This window comes from Natronobacterium gregoryi SP2 (assembly GCF_000230715.2).
GTDB classification, from domain to species: Archaea; Halobacteriota; Halobacteria; order Halobacteriales; family Natrialbaceae; genus Natronobacterium; species Natronobacterium gregoryi.
This window is the reverse complement of sequence record NC_019792.1, coordinates 2,562,778-2,576,312: the sequence shown is the minus strand read 5'-3', so window position 1 is coordinate 2,576,312 and position 13,535 is coordinate 2,562,778. Positions and strand designations below refer to the sequence as shown.

The following is a 13,535-nucleotide window of genomic DNA, read 5'->3' as shown; positions in this document are numbered from 1 at the left end:
CTCACTGATGCTGATGGTACAGAACGCCCAAACGGTAGATACAAATTAGATCACTGCGATGTAATAGTGTGCCTTGGAGTGACGAGGAGATCCGGAGCATTATCCAGCATCTCGACTCGACGGCGCTTCTCTGGCTCCTCATCATGCATCGAGGTGATGGGTCTACCGGAGTTCATGTAGGATCTGGAAAAGCCAAAAACGCAGTAAAGCTCTATAGTAAGGTTCAAACATACGCCAGATCCCATGGTATGAATCCCCCACCAGACGAGAAGCAGATCAAACAAGGATACAAACGTCTCCTTCGAGTTCAAATCGCTCATCCAGATCTCGGAAGAGCGTCAATTGTTAAGGGGGATAAGATAGACTACCTCAAACTGACAGGGATCGGTCAGCGACTGGTCACCCGAATTCACACTGAGCCGGATCTGAAGCAACTCACAAAAGTCGAGGCGGGACTTGACGTAGATACGGAGCCCGAACCGAAATGGCCAGACGAGTACGATCGAGACGATGCAACAGTCGCTATGATCCCTACCGAGGTCGTATCGGATCGAGAAGAGCCGTTTCAGTTACCGACCCACGCTGAGTTCGAATGTCCGATCTGTTCCGAATCTGTGACTCATGAATATGTTTTTGAGTATCCAACAGAGGCATGGACGGAATATATAGAGACAGAATGTAAGGTGTGCGGTAGCCAACTACGACATCTGATGGGTCACCCCCACTCCGAAATAGAGCGCATCGGTTAGTAGACCTGCCCAAGCGGGATTTAAGCAGATTGAGCAGACTATCTGTTTGAACAAGCTCACTGAGTGAAAGAGACCAGTTCAAACTACGAAAAAGAACTTTCTGACAGGTAAAAATGATGCGAATAGTTACCATGAACGCCAATTTCAGGGATATTTGCTCCGGAACGCTGGTGCATGAGGCAGATACTCTCCTGCCAGATTTTCTATTATACCTGCGCTAACCAGGCTGGGTTCCCTGTTCTCAGATCCCCTTGCACTGCGACCGTTCGTTTTCTACTACCGGTGGGTTTGTCCACAGTCCACTTGATTCTCCTACAGTGCTTCATCCACCTCCTGTAACGCGTCGATTGCTCGACGGAGATGCTCTCGTAGCTCGTTGCCGCCACTGCCATCACTTGCTACGCGGTCTGTACGCTGCTCGTTCACATCGGCGGACTGTACCGTAGACTCTGACTTGGGTGTCCCCCACGTTTCGGTCCGACCCAGCGACTCGTCTTCTCCCTCAGCAACTGCATCGAGCCGTTGCTGTTCGTCACTCTCATCCGCCGGTGTCTCATCTGCAGTTGCGTTCTGATCCGGTCCCGTTTCTTCTGACGGTCGGCCACCACGGCTGAACGCGTCCAGCGGGAAGTCGTACGCGTACGCTCGTTTCACCTTATTGAACGTTGTGCGCCGTGAGATTCCGAGGACGTCCGTTACGGCACTCCGGTCACAGCCGCGTTCCAACGCCTGCCTGACTTGCTCGTCTTCCATGCGTTGCAGCAACAGTTGCTGGTCGTCCGGGATGTGGCCGCGCGCCGAATTCTCGATTTGCTCGGTCAACCCCCACTCTCCGGTTTCGACGTCTTTATCGACGAGTTGCTGGTCGCGCGATTCGACGCGGTTATCGAGCCCCATCAGCACCCACAACCGTTCACGAACCGCCGACACGGACAACTCCAACGGCAGTCCGGACGCGATCTCCCCGGTTCGCAGCGGCCCGTTCGCCGCGAGGAACCGCAGGATCTCGATGTCCTGTGGCAACAACACGCTTCGGTCTTCGTCCGTGATCTCGACCGGCGAGTCATCCGGTGTGGACTGCTGGTGCAGCCAGCTGTGACACGCTCGGCACAGCAGGGAGAGGTTCTCCATGTCGTGCTCGTCCATCCCGTCCGGATCTCTCTCGATGTGATGTACGTGCAGCGTCGCTAGCCCGCCTTTCTCAGGCCCGCACCGGCCGCATGACTGGCAGCGATGCTTGTACTTCGCCAGCACGTCTTCGCGTGTCTCCGGATCTACCGTCTCGTGACACTCACAGTGCCCATTCTTCTCGGCTGCACTCTTCTTCGTCGATTCGGTACTTGCGTCGTCGTGAGATCGTGACTCCGAGTCTGTCATTCGTTACTCTTGGAATCGCTGATTCGTCGATTCTCGATACGTCACCGCGGTTCTGCCTGGGATATCGCTTCAATCTGCAGCTGCGTCCGGACCCCGGTGACTCGCGTACTCGAATTCCGTCACCCCTCTGTCGTTGGTGTCAATGACTTCACGTTGAAATCGGACTTACTGCAGTACCGTTCCGCAAGCCTGCCGAGCGATCGCGTCCGCAACACGTCCGCGACGTTATGCACCACGAGCTCCGCGAACCGGTCGTTCTCGTACGCCGTCACTGCTTCACTACTCTCCGTGAACGGATCCAAATCACTGTACTTCCCGTCGCACAACGCATCGTACACGCCTGCCAAGTCACCTCGCGGCTCATCCTCGCCACTGATGGTCGTGTTGAACCGTGTCGTGACGAGCGGCATCACGTCTGCGTACGGCACGTCCGTGAACGGCCAGTCGATATCGTGGTGGGCGTACCGTGTCCGGAGAAACGGAATATCGAACCCGCCTTTCCACCGCTCCCCGTTATACGCGACCAGCAACACGTCCTCATCACGGAACCGCGTCTCGACGAACCCACTCACCGCCTCGAACAACGCTCGTTCAGACTCGTGCGTCGAGACTTTCACGTGCGTTTCGACGCGGTCCCGCACTGCAGCCTCCACGTCCGGCGCAGCCCGCCCGTCCGTCTGCACAAACACGCGCACCCCGAGCGGCACTGCGAACCCGACCGTCGTCACCACATCATCCACGCCGAACCCAGTCGTCTCAATATCAAACGCCACTTGCTCCAACGTCACGCTGCATCACCTCCCTCGCCCTCAACGCGTTCCGGAACGCGATCAGCCCCCGGCGGCCACACGCGCAACTCTCCAAATCCGAACTTGGAGTGCGTCCCAACACGGGACACGCCGTTCACCGCCGTCCCTACCGGGTCCGGCCCCGCGTACGGCACGAGTTGCCCGTGATCAACCACCGTCACCGCGTACGTCTCATCTCCGTCAACGAACCGGGCCTCCCGGCACCGCAACTCGGACTCGTCATCGACACCCCACCACCACGGGATCGACTGGTCATCCCCGCATGGATGCTCCGTCTCCAGTACATACGGCGTCACCAACTCGACCCAGCACGGTTCGTCACTGCCCTGCGCTGCTTCCAACCGCGAGCAATCCAGCGCCTCCACGTCCACGACCTGCATCTCCGCAACCGACAGTTCCCCAAACCCGTAGTTGCGCGCCCCACCAACCCGCACCCCGTCAAGGACCCCTTCAGACAACGGAAGGACGTCATCCCCAGGCTGGACGTGCAGGTAGCAATGCAGGTACCACGACACGGACCGCCGGTGATCCCGCATCTCCTCCGGGCGACCGAACCAACACGTCGAATCGAACGCCACGCGGTCACCGTGTATCTGCAGCGGATGCGTGTTATGCGCATCCCGCGGCCGCGAATCTAGTAGCCATCGATGCGCCGGGTCACGAAACACGAACAAATCCGCGTACGACTCGACCTCAGGGAGCGACTGCCCGAGCTTCCCCGCGTACCCGTTCTTCGAGGTTGAATCCGGGTATTCTCCATATTCCCCCGGAACGAACACGCCGTGACTCACGTTCAACGCTCGAGCGACCTGCTCATCCACACGACGCGCGATCGTGTTGAACAACGCATTCCCAGTCACGAAATACGGATGCCCGAGGTACTGCCCATCCAGCTCGAACAGGACCTGCTGTAGTCGCGTCACGCACACCACCTCCTCGATCGGCACCACGCAGCACGCCGCCTCGACAACCCGCGCCGGCACTGCCAAGTCGAACCACCGCACACCCCGCTTCCAGTGCAACCCGCTCGAGCGCCCCTCAAACCGTTAAAACCCGGAGGTAAAGCTGTCATCCAGTCCCGCACACCACTCGCTACGACCCACACCTCGTTTCCGGAGCTATCCAACCACCGCCGCACCTTGTTTCCAGTGCCACGACCGTCACACCGATTCTCAAGGCATTCTTCAGGCACCATCTCAGCCGTACCGGCGTCGCTCGGCACGTCGATGGAACGCTTACTCACGACGACCACCTCTCGACTCAGCAGCACCACGCCTATTCTGAGAGTTCGACCCTGGCTCAAACGCTTCGACAAACTCTTCGATAAACTGCAGCGCCGACGACCACGATCGGATCCGCCGCAACTGCGCATCCAACACGCGCCATCGACGCGACGCATCCACATCGAACGGAAACTCAGGAAGCCGCGCCCACGTATCAGCAAACAACCTGACCGGCACATCACCAAGCCGCACCGCCGGCCGCCCTGCCGGGTCACCAGTCACGTGCAACGTGAACTCAGGCATCGAAAGCACCGTCCGGTTCGGCACGATCGCTGGCGTAGCACCGCGAGGCGTCACCGCAAGGAACAACTCCTCGAACTCGAACCCAGCCCGGTAATTATCCAGCAGCGCCGCCACGAGCAACGTGTGGAACTTCAGACTCGTGTACGGATAGTACGGCGACTCGCTGAACACCGCCGGCACCGTCGCGTTCAACCACGCCTCGTGCAGCGCCGTCGCGTCATCACACCTGATCAGTTCGTGTAACGCCGCATCAATATCGTCCACTGCCTCACTCGCCGTGACTTCGCCAGTCAACAGCGACAGGCGAAACCACGACTGGTGTGCGTCCACCGTTCGCTCCGGCTCACCACGCGGCCGACTCAACAACGCCGCATCAGCATCCGCACTCCGAGGCACCGACTCGTTCACCCGCACACCACGAAACATCTCCGCCGCGTGCTCGTGCGACCGCGACCGCGCCTTATGCACGTCATGCCGATACACCGCCACCATCGGGTCCACACCAGACTCTCTACTCGCATCGCTCGATACAGACGCGTCACTCATCCCGACCACCCTCACCAATATCCACGTCTTGCTCCGCAACCGGTCGCACCTCTGACGCCGGCGACTCTAACTCATCCAACTCACTATCGTCCGACTCACCAGCAGCCGACGCGTCACCAACAGGGACCGATTCCCCGACAGACTCCGTCGTCGGCCGTACCTCCGTCACCGGCGACTCCACTTCGTCGAGACCCTCACACGGATCTTCGCGGTCACCCGCGTCACGATTCGTCACGCCGATCCACCCCCGACGATCGACTCCGAATCGTCTGATATCGGCACATCCGCATTGCGCGCCGCTACACGCGCCTGTAACGCCCTCACGAACGCTGGTCGGCACTCCGACGCCCACACCTCATCCTTCTCCTCCATCGCCGACGTCGTCGCCTGCGCCCGGTTAAACACGCGCCGCACCTCGTTCTCAGCGTACAACGGGTTGAGCACCCACACGTCCGCGATCCCAGCACCAAAATTCCGAGCACCCCCGAGCTGGAACGTGAACTCGTCGCTGTGTACGTCGAGGAACGACACCGCCTCCAGCAATAACCCAACGAACTCCGGTTTCAGATCCCGTAGCGTCAACTTCCACGTCCCCTCGACGTTCCCAAGCACGTCACGATCCGCCTGCCGCAGCGGCTTCCCGCCATCCTCATCGTTCCGCGACCGGACCTGTGAAGACACCTGTCGGTAGTGTGCCTCCGCCTCACCCTTCAGCACATCCACGTTCCTGCGGATCGGCGAAAACGACACCGGGCGACGCAGCAACTTGCCCGGCTGATCACCGAACCCGCCGAACAAATCGTACACCACGCACCCATCATTGTGATCGTCGAGACAGCTGCCCTTTTCGTGGTACCCGGAATCGAGATCCCGCTGGTACACGCCTTCGCGCATGTAATCCGCGTTTGCCTCTCCCGGATGGCACGCCGTCGCGCCAGCAATCTGGAGGACCTGTTCACAGCCATGGCGTAACCAGCCGCTTAGTGTGAAGGGTGAGATCTGGCCCTCGATCTGATTCTGCGGATCATCCGCCTCGTACCGATCCGACGACGCATGGTGTCTGTTCGTCACGATCCCGTCCCCAGGCGACAACAGATCAATTTCGAGGCCAACGTATAGATCTGGGAGCAGCATCTCCTCCATCGATCGCGGGAAGTCCAGTTCAACATCCAAATGCGACGCATCCAGGACAAGGTCGTCACTCGACGTCATCGCCCCACCTCGCATTCTCCGCTCGCCGTATTCAGCTCGATGTGGTCCTCACTAGTTACGCACTTCCGAAGCGACTTCGTCGCCGCCGCGCTCACCCCAAGCACCTTTGGAGCCAGCAAAACCGGCCACGACGACTGCGTCGCCTCATCAGAACACCACCCAATACGGCCCTCGATAATCAATTCGCGCACGCCAAGTGTAAACTCCGCCGAGTACGCATCTTGGTCGTCATCACACAGAACATATCCAACCTGAAACGCTACTTCGCCAGCCGGCCGGAACACGTACACAACAACCGGTTCACCCTCACGAAGAAAAGAGCCGCACACCAAACATGTCGCGGCCCCTTCCCCGAGCGAAAAATTTTCTAACTGTGTTATGTCATCAATTATCGATTTGTCCGTACCTTCTTGTAGTCCCGTGTCTGAGTCTTGCATTGGGCTTACCTCGGATTATAGGAAGCCCCGCCCGCGTGCACCACCACGCGGGTTTCCTCTCATTGAACTACCCTTTGGGCGGAACTCCCTGCCCAATGCATTATCCTGCATTGGCAAAAATGTTTCCCATTGCATATAGATGCATTGGTGGGAAGAAACTAAGCCACTTCTGCGGGTAGATGTGATAGATGAAGTAATGCCGAAAGATCGAGATGAGCAGACGGGAAAATACACCGAGAAATACGTCCCCGAAGACTTCCTATCTGCCTTAGAAGGGTTAGGAGGTTCCGCCGGTACTCAAGAGGTAGCCGATGAAGTCGGTTGTGCTTATAGGACTGCTCATGCAAAACTCACTGAATTGGAAGAAGAGGATGAGATTACTTCTCGAAAAGTGGGGAACGCGAAGTTGTGGGAATTATAGCTCCATTCTATGGAACTACCGTCTTCCGAGTAGCTTTGTTTGCTAGTTGAACTAAATCTGTATCTGCGAGCCGTGAGAATTTTCCGTCAGGTCCCTGGCGTCATCGCTTAGGATTTTAGCACTCGTGCCATGTTCTCCGTGTCACTGATAATCTGAGTCTGTTTCGTCTGAGATGTCTATTCTCGCCCTATTTCCTTCCTCAAATTATTGCATTTTTGGGTTACTGTAGCGTTGTTTGGGAAACCAGGGATGGGCCACCTTCGTTTTCGTCTGTTTGCTCTGGAGCAATAGCCATCCAGCAGATAAGCTTGACCTCTCCCTCTCGGATTGGTGGAAGCGGCTCGGGTGCGTCGTAGGGTTGTAGTCCGAGGTCATCAGCCTTCTCAACAATTCTATGGGCTTTCTCTTCGTCGTCTAAGCCGTCATCACGAACTACCTCGCGCATCTCACGCTCGTACTGCTGTGGCCACGGCGCCCCCAGTGAGTCAATTAGCTCCTCCTGCCGGGTTTGAGTTAGGTCTGACGGCCAGTAATCCCGAACGTGTTCAATTGCTTCACGGAATGCTTTGGGAACGTCTGGCTGGACAGTACGTGGGTCTGTCTGTTCCTGCCATTGCTGCCAAATGTCCTCTTTCGCATCCTCCCACGCACTGTAGACACCATCTTTGAATTCGTTCGGGAGTTCACGATCAGTATCGCGGTCACAATCGATGCGCTGGAGACAGGTGAGTGTGTCGTCGATTATCTCACCTTCGTCGTCTGGAACAAATCGCATGAATACCTCCTCTCCCACCCTGGCACAGAAGAAGTACCCCGGGTTCTCAGCCCGGAATCCAGATCCTGCCGCCCAGGGAAGCGACGTGATCTGGGCTTCCCTGTCTTCTAAGCCTTCTCGTAGCTCCTGCCGATACTCTTCACCTGAGTACGCCGCTGCTTGGCCACCCCCCTTCTCGTAAACCTCTTCATCTTCATCTCGAATCGATTCGATGTCCTCAACCCGGTCAGAGAAGTTCTGCTGCATCGTATTCATGTCCGGGATAACTTGACTGTCCAAGCCGATGGAGCGGGCTGCTTGAGTCACCTTCTGGCGCACTCGAAGTTCGAGCTCAAGCAGATCGTCAAGACGGTCCTCTGGGAAGAACGTCATTGGATATATCTCGGGATGTGGCGAGTTGATGCGGTCGATTCGGCCGTTCCGCTGGACGACACGCATCGGATTCCACGGCAGGTCGTAGTTGATGACGTTTCGAGCCTGTTGGAGGTTGACCCCCTGCCCGAGCACGTCGGTCGTAACGAGGATGTCGTACTGGTCTTCGACGCCTGCCGGCGCGTCTGCCGAATCGGGAGCGAAGCCGTGAACTGCGTCCTCTCTCGTGATTCCCCGAACAGAACCGTCTCCAGTGACGCCAGCGATTCGGCCCTCATAGCAGGAAAGCGTCTCGTCGTTCTGGACGCGTTCTTCCAAGTAGTCCAGAATCCACTCGACTGTGTCAGCGTAGTAGGAGAAAATAACGACCTTCCGGTTCTGCCGGAACGCCTCCTCTTTCCCGAGGTCCGGGTCAGTCACGGCATCTTCTTCGGCGTCCTCAGCAATGTCGATGAGCGTCTCGCCCAGCGTATCAAGTTTCTCGTCGTCATCTCGCGTAACGATGCTCACCCGCTCGTACCAGCCCTGTAGGATCTCCAAATCAGTTTCGAGGTCCTGGCGGAACTTCTCGACTTCTGCTTCCGTCGCACCGAGGTTGTATACGGTTTGGTCGTCGGCTTGATCGAAGGCATCGTCAAGTGCCTCGTCGCTGTCGGCTTCGACCCACTCTTCAATCGCGTCGGGCTTGGGGAACATCCCGTTATCAAGCAGGTCCAGCGCAGCGCGGTTCTGGTTGATCATCCGCTCCAGCGTGTTGGCGAACGCTTTGCTTGAGGACTCGAAGCGCTTCAGCAGGCCAGTCCTGAGAAGACCGACGAGCGACAGTTCCGAGGCGTCTTCTTCGCCTTCGAGGTAGTACGACGGCCGGTATCGAGCGAGTGTGAGTTCTGACTCGTCATGGTCTCCAGCTGCCAACCCTTCTGCGACATCGTTGAAGAACGCGTCCCCGAAGGTGTCGCTGAAGTCGTAGTCGATACGTCGAGGTTGTGACTCAGGGAAAGTGATCCTAACTTCCCCACCTTCGCCGTCCGGGAGGGTCGCGTTCTCGTAGTGTTCCCGGATGAATCGTCGCGTTCTGCGCACGGTTGTCTCGTCGAGGACGTCGAACAGGAGGTCAGGACTCAGGTCGGACGGATCCTCGGACTGTGCGTGCTTGAACCGGTCACGTAGCGACCGAATCCCCTCTGCGGCGAACGCTGCGTCGTTCTTGATGAAGTAGTACAGGAGGTAGTAGAGGTCCCACAGCGAGTTGTTCACCGGTGTCGCCGTGAGCATCACGACGTCCTTCGGCGGGTCGTCACGCAGGAGCTGTCGAAGTGCGTCGGCCTGTTGCGTTCCGGGATTACGGAAGGCATGGGCTTCGTCAATGATGACGAGCTGATACTCCTCCTTATCCAAATCCAAGTACGAGCGGTCACCACCAAGCTGGCGTTCGTTCCGTAGTTCTGAGTACGAGAGCGTCTCGAACTGAACGCCCCACTCCGGGGCTTTCGACTCCCACATCCCATCGCGCAGGTACGCGGGGGCAACCACCAGTGCTCGCTGTCGGTTCTCGTTGACGGTCTTCTCCAGGAGCTTCCCGGCGATGTAGGTCTTCCCGAGCCCGACCTCGTCAGCGACGATGACACCGTTGTGCTCGTCGAGGAACCGTTCGGCGCGGCGGACCCCGTCCTGCTGGAAGTTGGTAAGGTTAATCGCGCCGTCGTCCTCGGCCTCCTCTTCGAGTTCGTCGCCGTAGCGCTCGTACAGGACACGCAGGTAGATGAGGTACGGGTCGTACGGTTCGAACCGCTCCTCGTAGACTGCCGCGAGGTCGTAGGGTTCGGCGTCGGCCCAGAGTTCCTCGAACCACTCGTTGACTTGCCCGGTCACCGAGGGGCTGTACTGGCCGACGTTCAGCTCCATGTTCGAGGTCAGGCCGGCGCCGGTGAAGTTCGAAGAACCGACCAGTGCCCCTTGATCGTGAGAGAACAGATACGCCTTTCCGTGGAGGAACTGCTCTTCGTAGCGGCGGACCTCGACATCATCACTACGAAGGAAGTCCACCAGTTGTTGTAGGCGATCGTCGATGCGTCGGGAGAACCCTAGGAGGTCTCGGTCTTCGTCGAGATTGCGGTCTAGGGTATGGAGAGACTCTTCGAGTCGTTTCCGGTCGTACTCCTCGCCGCGAGGTTCGCCTGGCTGGCGCCAGCGCTCGGTGTCCTTCTGGTCGGGCTGAGCGCCGAGGAGGAGCCGAACCTCCCCGACCTCGTCGAGTGCGTCAGCCACTTCGAAGTAGCCACGGGGATTGAAGTAGCCCGTTGCCACGTCGAGGTTGGGCTCGGGGCCCATCTTCTCGCGTAGGTCGTCGATGTATTCGTTGATTGCCACGGCAAGGGTGTTGCCCTCCCGATTGTCGATAAACTCTGGCCTGGTCATTCCTCGTACTCCAGTCGCTCGGCCCACTCGTCGTAGTGCTCCAGCACTGCGTTCATTCGGTGTTCGTGATCCCAGTTGTCATGGAACGTCTCAAAGATAACTTGGAGGTTCTCACGGCTCAGACCGTAGAGGTGGGCGACGACGGCGTCAAGTTCGTGGATCTTCGCCTGTTTCTCGTCTTCGTCTAGTGGGCCGAAGTCGACGCCAACCTCGTCAGCCCAGTCCTCATAGCGGTCGTCGACGGCCGCAAGGTGACCCGACAGTTCGACGACACGCTGACGGAGGGTGGAATCGCGGCCGGGGCGAGGGATCGGAATTCCATTGAAGATATAGTAGTCTAGGAAGGGTGTCATAGAAGAGTTCTCACACCGTGATCACGGTGCTTCCCGGATTGTCTCCACGTTCGTAGTTGGTAATTGCGATGACGAGACGAAGGCACAGAGCGAGGAACACCTGCGATCGTGCGTGAACGCGGCCTCGGGCGTGCGTTCGCCCGAGGCCGCAGTCCTTCACTGATTCGTTGGTTCGTTCGACTCCAGTACGGCGGTTGTACGTCTCATCCAACGTGGACTGCTTCAACTGAACGTCCTCGCTGTGTTGTTCGATACGGTCTTCGACCCTATACTCGATATCTTTCGGGTCGTCGGTGTTTCGCGCGTTGTACGGGGCGACTGGCACGACCCCTGCAGCCAGCAGGTGGTCGTGCCAGTCCAGCGTGTCGTAGGCACTGTCACCGACCATCCAAATCGGCTTGGCGACGGCGAGCGCGTCACGGGTGACGCGCATCGCCGTCTCCTCTGTCGCTTGTTTACTCTCTGTGAACTCCGCCGCAATCGGGATCTTTTGCCCGGTCGAGACGATTGTACAGCCGTAGCCGTGGTAGTACTCGTCGTTGGTTGGATCGTAGCACTTCGACGCGTCTTGATCGGCAGGCATCGCCCTCACGTCAGTTGAATCAATGGAGTAGGTCAAGTCGAGCAGGCCCCGCAAGGCGGCCTGCTCGACGAGGTGGTCGAAAACCTCGTCAACGACGTGTTCGAGATCGGTGAGGAAGCGATCGACCGCGTCTCTCGACGGCGGTCGATCGAACCCACAGCTCAGCCAGACAACTGTATTCCGTAGCTCTCGTTCAACGGGGCGAATGCCGTAGATGTCCTTGTAGTAGCAGTGGAGAAAGCCACGCATCAGCTCTGGAGGTTCGTGGTCTCGTGTTCGCCCCGTCTCCGCCGGGGCGAACACGTCGAACTCTTCGAGAAACTCGAAGGAAAGGTGCTCGAACAGCGCTAGCGTCTCGGTCTCCACGACATTGAAAAACGAGTCTACCGAAGGGTCATCTTGCAGGGTCGCTGAACTCATCCACCTCAGCGTTCACCCTGCTCTTTAGTGTGCTACTCGTTCTATGACACCCTCCATCCAAACGATTACTGGAAACTCGGGGATGCTGGTCGAGAGTACGTGCAGCAGGGTGGTGTGGCGACGTTGCTTCGGATTATGTGTGATCGGAACGTTGGGTTGCGGAGTCTGCTGTATGCGTTGTCTGCGGGGCCGATGACGCTCAGGGAGGTGAGTGACCAGCAGTTGGATACGCATCCGGAGTTGGGGTGGAGTCGTGGGGAGACGGACATGGCGAGGCAACGAGTGAATTGGTTGCGGAGCATGGAGCTCGTTGAGGAGCGAGGTGACACGTACGTGTTGACGGAGGAGGGACGGTCATTCGTCGAGAATGCTGTTGCGGAGTGGAGTGATTCGAACTGGACGCCAGCGACGAGTGACGACGGGGTGCGTGCTGGAACGTACGTGACGACGATTCATGCTAGAGCGGTTGATCCTGAGTTCCGTGCGACGGTGATTTCGCGGCATGACCGGGAGTGCCCGATCTCGGGTGTTGACCATCTTGGACTGCTGGACGTGGCGCACGTGTTATCGTGGAGTGACTACCCGGAGTACAGAGCGGACTTGACGAACGTGCTCCCGTTGAGTAAAACGCATCACGCTGCGTTCGACCGTGGACTGTTCACGATCGGCCGGGACTACCGATTACTCGTGAATCCGTCGTTCGAGACGGAAAGTGAGTTGTTGCAGCGAACGATCATTGAACAGGACGGTGAACGAGTCGCGCTTCCTGATGAGAGTCTAAACCCGGAGTACCTCGAAAAGCATAACGCGTCACTTGCGTGGGTATAGATATTGGTCGAACCGGCAGGGCGAAGTGGTGTGCGGCAGTGTTTCTACTGATTCCAGAAATCTAACCGCCTTCGGTATTGTGCGCTCCGGTATGCAGCGGTTCTCAGCGGGCGACTGGTGGTCCTGTAACTCGGTTCTGCGGGCAGAGTTTTAAAAGTACATAGTGGTTGTAGTTGTTCGGGTTCAACCCATGTATACGGAGACGATTGATCGAGCGAAGAAGATCGACGAATCGAAAGAAATCATCACTGAAGTCGAAGATGAGATCGGCGTTCAGCTGACAGAAAGTCGGAGAGCATTACAGGTGGCTGGAAGTAGCATCACGGTGGATTCGCTGTACGTGGAGCAGATGGTACAAGCAATGGCTGAGGCAGCTGGATACGCCATCGAAAGTGGTCATGATGACTTAGCAGCTGATGCCATTCAGAACGTTACTGATCTTGAAGAAATCTTGGCCGACGACGAATAACCAGTAGCGGACTAGTTCGGAGTTTCACGTTTCTTCTCACGAAGTTGCCTTCGTAGCGACTATCCGAAGAGAGTCTCTGTACTTGAATCAGTTACAAGGATAACACGCTCACGTCCTGCAGTGATACCGGTGAGTCTAACTTTGATGCCTCACCGCTTCTCGAACACGTGATTTCAGGACCTAAAGATCCGCCGAGAGGTGTCTGATGCTTCTGGACACACGAATGGAATATTCCGCGTA

General features: G+C 57.7%; 13 protein-coding genes. 4 read left to right on the top strand and 9 right to left on the bottom strand.

The features are described 5' to 3' along the window. The first annotated feature begins 68 nt into the window (after positions 1-68). Positions 69-749 carry a hypothetical protein gene (locus NATGR_RS12885; RefSeq protein WP_049887801.1) on the top strand — a complete coding sequence of 227 codons (681 nt, stop codon included), beginning with the start codon at positions 69-71 and terminating at the stop codon, positions 747-749. Positions 750-1,061: 312 nt separating this feature from the next. Here NATGR_RS12885 and NATGR_RS12880 read toward each other — a convergent pair whose 3' ends face one another. From NATGR_RS12880 to NATGR_RS12855, 6 genes are all read right to left on the bottom strand, one after another. After that, complete coding sequence (locus tag NATGR_RS12880; RefSeq protein WP_015233670.1) at positions 1,062-2,126, bottom strand: HNH endonuclease; 1,065 nt, start codon at positions 2,124-2,126, stop codon at positions 1,062-1,064. Between the two features lie 119 nt (positions 2,127-2,245). Continuing rightward, on the bottom strand, positions 2,246-2,914 hold the full coding sequence (locus tag NATGR_RS12875) for a hypothetical protein (protein ID WP_015233669.1): 669 nt from the start codon (positions 2,912-2,914) through the stop codon (positions 2,246-2,248). Next, complete coding sequence (locus NATGR_RS12870) at positions 2,911-3,858, bottom strand: hypothetical protein (RefSeq protein WP_049887868.1); 948 nt, start codon at positions 3,856-3,858, stop codon at positions 2,911-2,913. The genes NATGR_RS12875 and NATGR_RS12870 overlap by 4 nt, the downstream gene beginning before the upstream one ends. Before the next feature lie 312 nt (positions 3,859-4,170). After that, complete coding sequence (locus NATGR_RS12865; protein WP_005580428.1) at positions 4,171-4,953, bottom strand: hypothetical protein; 783 nt, start codon at positions 4,951-4,953, stop codon at positions 4,171-4,173. Between the two features lie 46 nt (positions 4,954-4,999). Then, positions 5,000-5,242 (bottom strand): hypothetical protein, encoded by a 243-nt coding sequence (locus tag NATGR_RS12860; protein WP_005580427.1) that lies wholly within the window; start codon positions 5,240-5,242, stop codon positions 5,000-5,002. After that, complete coding sequence (locus tag NATGR_RS12855) at positions 5,239-6,219, bottom strand: hypothetical protein (RefSeq protein ID WP_015233666.1); 981 nt, start codon at positions 6,217-6,219, stop codon at positions 5,239-5,241. Before NATGR_RS12855 ends, NATGR_RS12860 begins: the two co-directional genes overlap by 4 nt. A gap of 633 nt (positions 6,220-6,852) precedes the next feature. Between NATGR_RS12855 and NATGR_RS18955 the strand changes: the two genes are divergently transcribed. Next, complete coding sequence (locus NATGR_RS18955; RefSeq protein ID WP_015233665.1) at positions 6,853-7,077, top strand: hypothetical protein; 225 nt, start codon at positions 6,853-6,855, stop codon at positions 7,075-7,077. Positions 7,078-7,297: 220 nt separating this feature from the next. On the opposite strand, the gene NATGR_RS12845 is transcribed toward NATGR_RS18955, so the two are convergent. The 3 genes from NATGR_RS12845 to NATGR_RS12835 are packed head-to-tail and all read right to left on the bottom strand — an operon-like array spanning position 7,298 to position 11,998. Then, entirely contained in the window at positions 7,298-10,642 is a 3,345-nt protein-coding gene (locus NATGR_RS12845; protein ID WP_005580424.1) for a helicase-related protein, read from the bottom strand. Continuing rightward, positions 10,639-10,995, bottom strand: coding sequence for a hypothetical protein (locus NATGR_RS12840; protein ID WP_005580423.1), 357 nt, complete (start codon positions 10,993-10,995; stop codon positions 10,639-10,641). Before NATGR_RS12840 ends, NATGR_RS12845 begins: the two co-directional genes overlap by 4 nt. A 10-nt stretch (positions 10,996-11,005) precedes the next feature. Beyond that, positions 11,006-11,998, bottom strand: coding sequence for a transposase (locus NATGR_RS12835; RefSeq protein WP_015233235.1), 993 nt, complete (start codon positions 11,996-11,998; stop codon positions 11,006-11,008). Between the two features lie 192 nt (positions 11,999-12,190). On the opposite strand from NATGR_RS12835, the gene NATGR_RS12830 reads away from it, so the two are divergent. Both NATGR_RS12830 and NATGR_RS12825 read left to right on the top strand, forming a co-directional pair. Then, positions 12,191-12,826: an HNH endonuclease gene (locus NATGR_RS12830; RefSeq protein ID WP_244860878.1), complete on the top strand. Its 636-nt coding sequence runs from the start codon at positions 12,191-12,193 to the stop codon at positions 12,824-12,826. A 190-nt stretch (positions 12,827-13,016) separates the two neighbouring features. Continuing rightward, complete coding sequence (locus tag NATGR_RS12825) at positions 13,017-13,295, top strand: hypothetical protein (protein ID WP_005580420.1); 279 nt, start codon at positions 13,017-13,019, stop codon at positions 13,293-13,295. Positions 13,296-13,535: the final 240 nt, after the last annotated feature.